The organism is Actinomadura litoris, assembly GCF_009733595.1.
In the GTDB taxonomy this organism is placed as follows: Bacteria; Actinomycetota; Actinomycetes; order Streptosporangiales; family Streptosporangiaceae; genus Spirillospora; species Spirillospora litoris.
Genome location: NZ_WOFH01000012.1, coordinates 353365 through 360297 on the forward strand (window position 1 = coordinate 353365; position 6933 = coordinate 360297).

The window sequence follows — 6933 nt, forward strand, 5'->3', positions numbered from 1 at the left end:
CCACCGGCCGCCGGAAACGCCCCGCGTCAGTGTTGCGTCACTGCCGCGTCAGTGCCGCGCCTGCCGCCGGCGCGCCTGGTAGGCCGCCGTCAGACCGCCGAGCACGAGCAGGATCAGCACCGCGCGGCGGCGCCGCTTGGTGGTCTTCGTGGTGGACGAGGCGTCGGAGAGCGCAGCGCTCATGGCGATCGGTCCCTTCTCGGATGCGGCGCACGGAATCGGGCACGACGAAGCAGTTGTGACCCGCTCTGGATTCCGCCGCCGCACTTTGGTGACAATCTGCGACGAGCCTAATCAGCGGGGCGCCGCCGCGGCCCACTCTCATAGTGCGGAGCAGGTGGTGAGAAGGGTGTCATTCGGCGCCGAACACGGCGGTGGCGAGCGTGTCGGCGAACGCGTGCGGCTGCGTCACGTAACCGAGGTGCCCGCCAGGGAAGTCCACCACCTCAAGGCCCAACCGCTCGGCCAGCGCGACATTGGGGCGGTAGTTGACGTCCTCGCGCGAAGCGGTGCCCCCGGCCAGGACGAGGCGGTCGGCGACCGGCCGCAGCGCCTCCACGTCCAGCGTGTAGTTGGGATAGCTGCGCAGCTCGTGCTCGAACCAGAAGACCTGGTTCACGCGGAGCCGGTCCAGCATTTCCTTGAGCTTGTCGGGCGGCAGTTCCATGCCCTTCGGCGGACGGGTCTCGCCGAGCCCCATCCGGTCCTTGAAGAGGGTCTTCGCCTCGTCCACGCCCGAGTTCCGGTAAAGGTCGTACAGCTCGTCGTAGAAGGCGGTCAGCTCGTCGGCGTCGGGGAGGAGGCTGGTCAGCGGCGGTTCGTGCGACACGAGCGTCCGCACCCGGTCCGGATACCGCGCGAGCAGCGCGAGCCCGGTGATGGCGCCCGAGCAGGTGCCGAGCACGTGCGCGGGCCCGCCGACGAGATGGTCGATCAGGGCGCGGGCGTCCCGCGCGTCCACCTCGACGCGCTCCCCGTCGGGCACGTCCTCGTGCTGCGGGCTGCGGGAGAAGCCGCGCCGGTCGTAGGTGATGACCGTGCAGCGCTCGGCGAGAAGGTCGGCCATGGGCCCGAACGGGGCCGCGTCGCCGTTCCCCGTCGAGATCACCAGAAGGGCCGGCCCGGCGCCCCTGACTTCGTAGTAAAGATGGGCGCCGGTAACGCCCAGCATGCCGCTGGTAGGAGTGTGCGTGCGCACGTCAGCCCGCCCTTCCTGAGGGATTCAGTCGCAGGGTAAAGGCGGGGGGCACCGCCCCGGCATCTTCGGATGTGCCGCGTCGAGCGGGGTTTTCGGCGCCATATCGAGCAGGGCATTCGCGGAGATGCCGCGCGCCCGGCGCCGTGGAAACGTTCGATCACGGGCGCCACACCGTGGCCCCCCTCTTTCATTGCGAGGACTTCGTGGCACGAGCGACCGGTTTCGACGTGGAACGGCTGCGCGCCGACTTCCCGATCCTGCGGCGGCGCGTGAACGGGCGCCGCCTCGTCTACCTCGACTCGGCGAACACCTCCCAGACACCCCTGCCCGTCCTGGAGGCGATGCGGCGGCACCACGAGCGGCACACCTCGAACGTGGGCCGCTCGGTGCACACGCTCGCGCTGGAGGCGACCGCGGCCTACGAGGGCGCCCGCGCGAAGGTGGCCGCGTTCGTCGGCGCCGCCGCGCCGGGCGAGGTGGTGTTCACCAAGAACTCCACCGAGGCGATCAACCTGGTCGCGCACGCGTTCGCGAGCCGGCCCGTCGCGGGGTACGACGACCCGCGCTTCCGGCTCGGACCGGGCGACGAGATCCTGGTCACGGAGATGGAGCACCACTCCAACCTGATCCCGTGGCAGCTCCTCAGCGACCGCACGGGCGCGGAGCTGCGCTGGCTCCCGCTCACCGCCGACGGCCTCCTCGACCTGAGCGACCTGGACCGCCACCTCAACGAGCGCACGAGGCTGGTGTCGTTCGTCCACGTGTCGAACATCCTCGGCACGGTGAACCCGGTCGAGCCGATCCTGCGCCGGGCCCGGGAGGTCGGGGCGCTGGTGATGCTGGACGCCTCGCAGTCCGTCCCGCACATGCCGGTGGACGCGGCGGCGCTCGGCGTCGACTTCCTCGCCTTCACCGGCCACAAGATGTGCGGGCCCACCGGGATCGGGGCGCTGTGGGCGCGGCGGGAGCTGCTGGAGGCGATGCCGCCGTTCCTCGGCGGCGGCTCGATGATCGACGCGGTGGAGATGACCGGCGCGACCTACGCGCCGCCGCCCGCGCGCTTCGAGGCCGGGACGCCGCCGATCGTGCAGGCCGTGGGCCTCGGCGCCGCCGTGGACTACCTGTCGGCCCTCGGCATGGACACCGTCCGCGCGCACGGCCAGGCCCTCACCGCCTACGCGCTGGAGGCGCTGTCGGCGATCCCCGGCGTGCGCGTGTTCGGCCCGGCCGACGCGGCGCTGCGGGGCGGCCTCGTGTCGTTCGCGCTCGACGGCGTGAAACCCGACGACGTCGGCGAGGTGCTGGACGGCGAGGGCGTCCAGGTGCGGGTGGGCCGGCACTGCTGCGCCCCGGCCTGCACCCGCTACGGCGTGCCCTCGATGGCCCGAGCCTCGTTTCATATCTACACGACCACCGCCGAGGTGGACGCGCTCGCCGCCGCCGTGGACAAGGCGCGCGGCACCGCATGAGCCGACGGGTACCCGGTTCTCTCGGCCCCGGGTACCCGTCCCTCATCTCCCGCTCAGTCGACGGTGACCGTCGGGACGTACCGGATCCAGCGCCCGCCCGAGTGCCGGAACCCCTGCTCCTTCGCCATGATCTCCTCGGCGTGGTTCCAGGCGAACAGCAGCGCGTAGTCGGGGTAGGGGTCGCTGAACGCCTCGGGCGGCCGCACCGGCAGATGCGAGCCGGGCACGAGCCTGCCCTGCTTGTCCGGTGTCGAGTCGCACACGAACGGGACGAGGTCGGTGCCGATCCCGCAGAAGTTCGTGATCGTCGTGGCCTTGCCGGGCGCGCCGTACCCGACGACCCGCTTGCCGTCCGCGCGCAGCTCCCGCAGCAGCGCCAGCAGGTCGTCCCGCACCTGCCGGACGTTGTCGCCGAACCGGCGCAGCGCCTCCGGCGAGGACAGGCCGCGCTCGCGCTCCTCGGCGAGGAACCGCCGCACGGACCCGCCGACCGGCCGCTCGCCGGCCCGCGCCACCGTGTACCTGATCTCCCCGCCGTGCAGCGGGATCGGCTCGGCCTCGACCAGCTCGAACCCGAACCGCTCCGCCATCGCGGCGACCGAGGTCACGCTGAAGTAGAAGACGTGCTCGTCGTAGATCTGGTCGAAGGCGCCCTGCTCAAGCACGGTCCCGAGGTAGGGCTCCTCGAACACGAACACCCCGCCCGGCGCCAGCAGCGCGCCGACGCCGCGGAACACCGAGCGGATGTGCGCGATGTGGCAGATCGTGTTGGCGCCGAACACGACCTTCGCCGGGCCGTGCTCGGCGCGGACCGCCGCCGCCGTCTCCTCGTCGAAGAACGCGTTGAGGACGCTGACGCCCTTCGCGCGCGCCTCGTCCGCGACGTTCGCCGACGGCTCGACGCCGAGGTGCGCGACGCCCGCGTCCGCCACGGTCGAGAGCATCACGCCGTCGTTGCAGCCGATCTCGACGATGAACGCGCCGGGTCCGGTCAGCTCGTCGCGCAGGAAGCGGCGCGCGTCCTCCTCGAAATGCCGCCGGTGCCCCTTCGAACCCGACGCCCGGTACCGGTACCCCTCGTGGTACCGGACGGTCTGCGGCACCTCCTCCAGCAACTGCACCATCGAGCACCGCCCGCACGCCCCCGCGGCGAGCCGGAACAGGAACTCCCCGCCGACCTGCTCGGGCAGCGGGAAGGCGTTGGCCGACGGCTGCCGTCCGAGGTCGATGAACTCCTCGACCACGCCGCCGCACACTCTGCATTCGCCGTTCATGATCCGGGCCTCCAGCGGGCGGTCAGTAGGTGACGACGGCGCGGAACCGCACCTCGCCCTTGGCGACACGGTCGAACGCGTCCGCGACGCGTGCGTTGTCGTAGACCTCGACGCGCGGCGTGACCCTGCCCGACGCGACGATCGACAGCGCCTCGCGCAGGACGTCGGGCCCCTCGTGGGTGGCGCCGAGCACCTGCTGCCCGAGCGCGAAGAACGGCCGGGCCATGTCGGGGGCGATGGTGAAGGGCGCGAGCCCGTCGATGCCCGCCATCACGATCCGCCCGCCCGGCCGCAGCCCCCGCATCGCCTCGGACGCGGCGGTCGAGGACGGCGCGGTCACCACGATCACGTCGGCGCCGCCCGCCGCCTCCAGCTGCTCGCCGCCGGCGACGATCAGGTCGGCGCCGAGTTCCCGGACGACCGCGTGCTTGTCGGGGGACCGCGTCACCGCGATCGTCTCGTGCCCCGCGGCGGCGGCGAACTGGAGCGCCAGGTGCCCGAGCCCGCCGATGCCGAGCACCGCGACCCGCTCGTAGGGCTTCGGCGCGGCCTTGCTCAGCGCGCCCCACGCCGTGTACCCCGCGCACAGCACCGGCGCGGCCAGCTCGTAGTCCAGCCCGTCCGGCAGCATGACGGCGCTCGCGGCGGGCGCCACCACGTACTCGGCGTGCCCGCCGGGGACGGTGATCCCCGTCATCCGGGGCGCCGGGCACGCGAACGCCGCGTGCCCCGAGAGCGGCCTGTTCTGGACGCAGTAGGCGCAGCGCCCGCACGTCCCCTGGATCCAGGGGATGCCCACGCGGTCACCGGCGTCGTGCGAGACGACCCCGGCACCGGCCTGGACGACCTCGCCGACCGCCTCGTGCCCGGCGATCGCGGGGGAGAACGGGGGGAAGGGGATGATGCCGCGCGTCGCGAGCACATCGTTGAAGCAGATGCCCGAGGCGTGCACCCTGACCAGCACCTCGCCGGGCCCCGGCTCCGGCGTGGGAACGTCCTGGATCCGCCACGCGGCGTTGACTTCGGGAATGACGGCTGCCTTCATGAGATCGACCACCTAGAGGTAGGAGTGGGCGGGCGGAACGACGGACGGGGAGCCGGCCCGCCGTCACGGGCGCGGCTCCACCGTCACGGAGATGCGGTCAGCGGGAGTCGAGGCGTCCGGCCTCGACGTCGAGGCGGCCGAGCACCTCGGTGATCGCGGCGGTCGTCCGCTCGGCCTCGGCGCGCGTGAACACCAGCGGCGGCGACAGCACCAGCGTGGGCCCGTAGTTGCGGGTGATCACGCCGTGCGTCTCATAGATGTCGTCGGCGACCTCAAGGGCGAGCTCCATCGACAGCGGCTCGCGCGTCTCCTTGTTCACCACCAGCTCGATCCCGGCCATCGCGCCCTCGACCCGGACGTCGCCGACCGACGGCAGCCCGGCGGCGGTGACGAGCCCGCCGCGGAACCACTCGCCGATCTCCAGGGACCGCGCGAGCAGCCCCTCCTTCTCGATGACCTCCAGGTTGGCCAGCGCGACGGCCGCGCTGACCGGGTGCCCCGAGTAGGTGTAGCCGTGGAAGAAGTTGCGGTCCCCGCCGGCGACGGCCTCGGCGATCTCGTCCCGCATCAGCACCGCGCCCATCGGGACGTAGCCGCTGGTCAGCCCCTTCGCGGTCGTGATGATGTCGGGGTCCATGCCGCGCGGCGCCGAGTCGAACCAGGTGCCGATCCGGCCGTAGCCGGTGATGACCTCGTCGGCGATCAGCAGGATGCCGTGCGAGCGCAGCAGCTCCCGCACGCGCGGCCAGTAGTCGGCGGGCGGGGCGATGACGCCGCCGCCGCCCAGCACCGGCTCGCCGACCATCGCCGCGATGTTGCGCGCGCCGAGCCGCTCGATCGTCTCCGACAGCTCGTTCAGCAGGAAGTCGGTCGGGTCCTGGCCGCCGTAGAACTCCGCCCGGTACGGGTAGGGCGGCAGCACCTTCTCCACATGCGGCAGGTTCGGGCCGACGGCGACCTGCATGTCCGGGATGCCGGTGGCGGTGCCGCTGCCGTAGGTCGCGCCGTGGTAGCCGTAGTGCCGCGCGATGATCCAGTTGCGGTCGGTCTCGCCCCGGTGGTGGTGGTAGAGGCGGGCCAGCTTCAGCGCCGTGTCGACGCCCTCCGACCCGCCGCAGGTGAAGTACGCGCGGTTGATGTCGCCCGGCGCGAGCGCGGCGAGGCGCTCGGCGAGCAGCGCGGCCTGGTCGCTGCCGTACTCGAAGAAGCTGGTGAAGTGCGCCAGCTCGGAGATCTGCCGGGCCGCCGCTTCGGCCAGCTCCCGGCGGCCGTGGCCGACCTGCGCCACCCAGATGCCGCCCCCGAGGGCATCCAGGAACTCGCGGCCCGCCGCGTCCCACACCGTGCTGCCCTCGCCGCGGACCATGACGCGCCGCTCCCGGCGGTGCCCCCGCTCGTGCGAATGCAGGACATGGCGCCGGTCGAGGTCTTCGAGGATGGCCGCCGAGCGCGTCGAACGGGTCGAGGAGATCGTCACCTTCGCTCCTAGTCTCGGTGGGTTTTCCCAGACGATCGCAGCGGCGCGCGGGGCGGACCATCTTCCAGGGTGCGCTGCCCTTTCCGGCTGGACGGCGCCCCCGAGCGCATTCGGGAGGATGCCGGGCCCGGCCGGCGGCTGGCAGCGTCAGGGCGTCGTCGTTCGTCGGGGTCGTGCGAGGAGGATGCGATGTTGGCCAGGGATGTGGTGGGTCAGGAGGAGTTGGTCGGGCGTGCCGGGGAGGCGGCGCGTGCGGCGGGTGCGTTTGTGGGGTGGTCGGATCGGCATGGCCGGTTGGCCGATGAGCAGATCGGGTTGCTGGCGGAGGCGGGGGTGTTCAGGTTGCGTGTCCCGGCCCGGTTCGGGGGTTTCGAGGCCGATACCTCGACGTTGGTGCGGGTGGGTGCGGAGTTGGGGGCGGTGGATGGGTCGTTGGGGTGGACGGCGCAGGTGTATTGGATTCCGACGTG

Annotated in this window: 7 protein-coding genes; 2 read left to right on the plus strand and 5 right to left on the minus strand. The window is 72.4% G+C overall.

All coding sequences use genetic code 11. The features are described 5' to 3' along the window. Positions 1-48 precede the first annotated feature (48 nt). The gene (locus tag GNZ18_RS43350; RefSeq protein ID WP_272499698.1) at positions 49-183 is read right to left on the minus strand and encodes a hypothetical protein; all 135 of its coding nucleotides are present in this window, start codon (positions 181-183) and stop codon (positions 49-51) included. 169 nt (positions 184-352) lie between these two features. Beyond that, positions 353-1171 (minus strand): alpha/beta fold hydrolase, encoded by an 819-nt coding sequence (locus GNZ18_RS30925; protein ID WP_156220128.1) that lies wholly within the window; start codon positions 1169-1171, stop codon positions 353-355. Positions 1172-1401: 230 nt separating this feature from the next. Between GNZ18_RS30925 and GNZ18_RS30930 the strand changes: the two genes are divergently transcribed. Further along, the gene (locus tag GNZ18_RS30930) at positions 1402-2667 is read left to right on the plus strand and encodes an aminotransferase class V-fold PLP-dependent enzyme (protein WP_214620102.1); all 1266 of its coding nucleotides are present in this window, start codon (positions 1402-1404) and stop codon (positions 2665-2667) included. Between the two features lie 53 nt (positions 2668-2720). On the opposite strand, the gene GNZ18_RS30935 is transcribed toward GNZ18_RS30930, so the two are convergent. The 3 genes from GNZ18_RS30935 to GNZ18_RS30945 all read right to left on the minus strand — a co-directional run bounded on the left by GNZ18_RS30935 (position 2721) and on the right by GNZ18_RS30945 (position 6463). Then, a complete protein-coding gene (locus GNZ18_RS30935; protein ID WP_156220129.1) occupies positions 2721-3941 on the minus strand; it encodes a class I SAM-dependent methyltransferase in 1221 nt (406 codons plus the stop codon). 22 nt (positions 3942-3963) lie between these two features. Beyond that, positions 3964-4986, minus strand: coding sequence for an alcohol dehydrogenase catalytic domain-containing protein (locus GNZ18_RS30940; protein ID WP_156220130.1), 1023 nt, complete (start codon positions 4984-4986; stop codon positions 3964-3966). Between the two features lie 97 nt (positions 4987-5083). Beyond that, positions 5084-6463, minus strand: a complete 1380-nt coding sequence (locus tag GNZ18_RS30945) for an aminotransferase family protein (RefSeq protein ID WP_214620100.1) — start codon at positions 6461-6463, stop codon at positions 5084-5086. A 189-nt stretch (positions 6464-6652) separates the two neighbouring features. Between GNZ18_RS30945 and GNZ18_RS30950 the strand changes: the two genes are divergently transcribed. Beyond that, positions 6653-6933 (plus strand): acyl-CoA dehydrogenase family protein (locus GNZ18_RS30950; RefSeq protein ID WP_173390934.1); only part of this gene is annotated, 281 nt, incomplete at its 3' end.

Excerpts from the sequence above, each read along its gene's own strand:
- GNZ18_RS30925 (WP_156220128.1), bottom strand. The coding sequence starts at position 1,171 with ATGCTGGGCGTTACCGGCGCCCATCTTTACTACGAAGTCAGGGGCGCC.
- GNZ18_RS43350 (WP_272499698.1), bottom strand. The coding sequence starts at position 183 with ATGAGCGCTGCGCTCTCCGACGCCTCGTCCACCACGAAGACCACCAAG.
- GNZ18_RS30935 (WP_156220129.1), bottom strand. The coding sequence starts at position 3,941 with ATGAACGGCGAATGCAGAGTGTGCGGCGGCGTGGTCGAGGAGTTCATC.
- GNZ18_RS30940 (WP_156220130.1), bottom strand. The coding sequence starts at position 4,986 with ATGAAGGCAGCCGTCATTCCCGAAGTCAACGCCGCGTGGCGGATCCAG.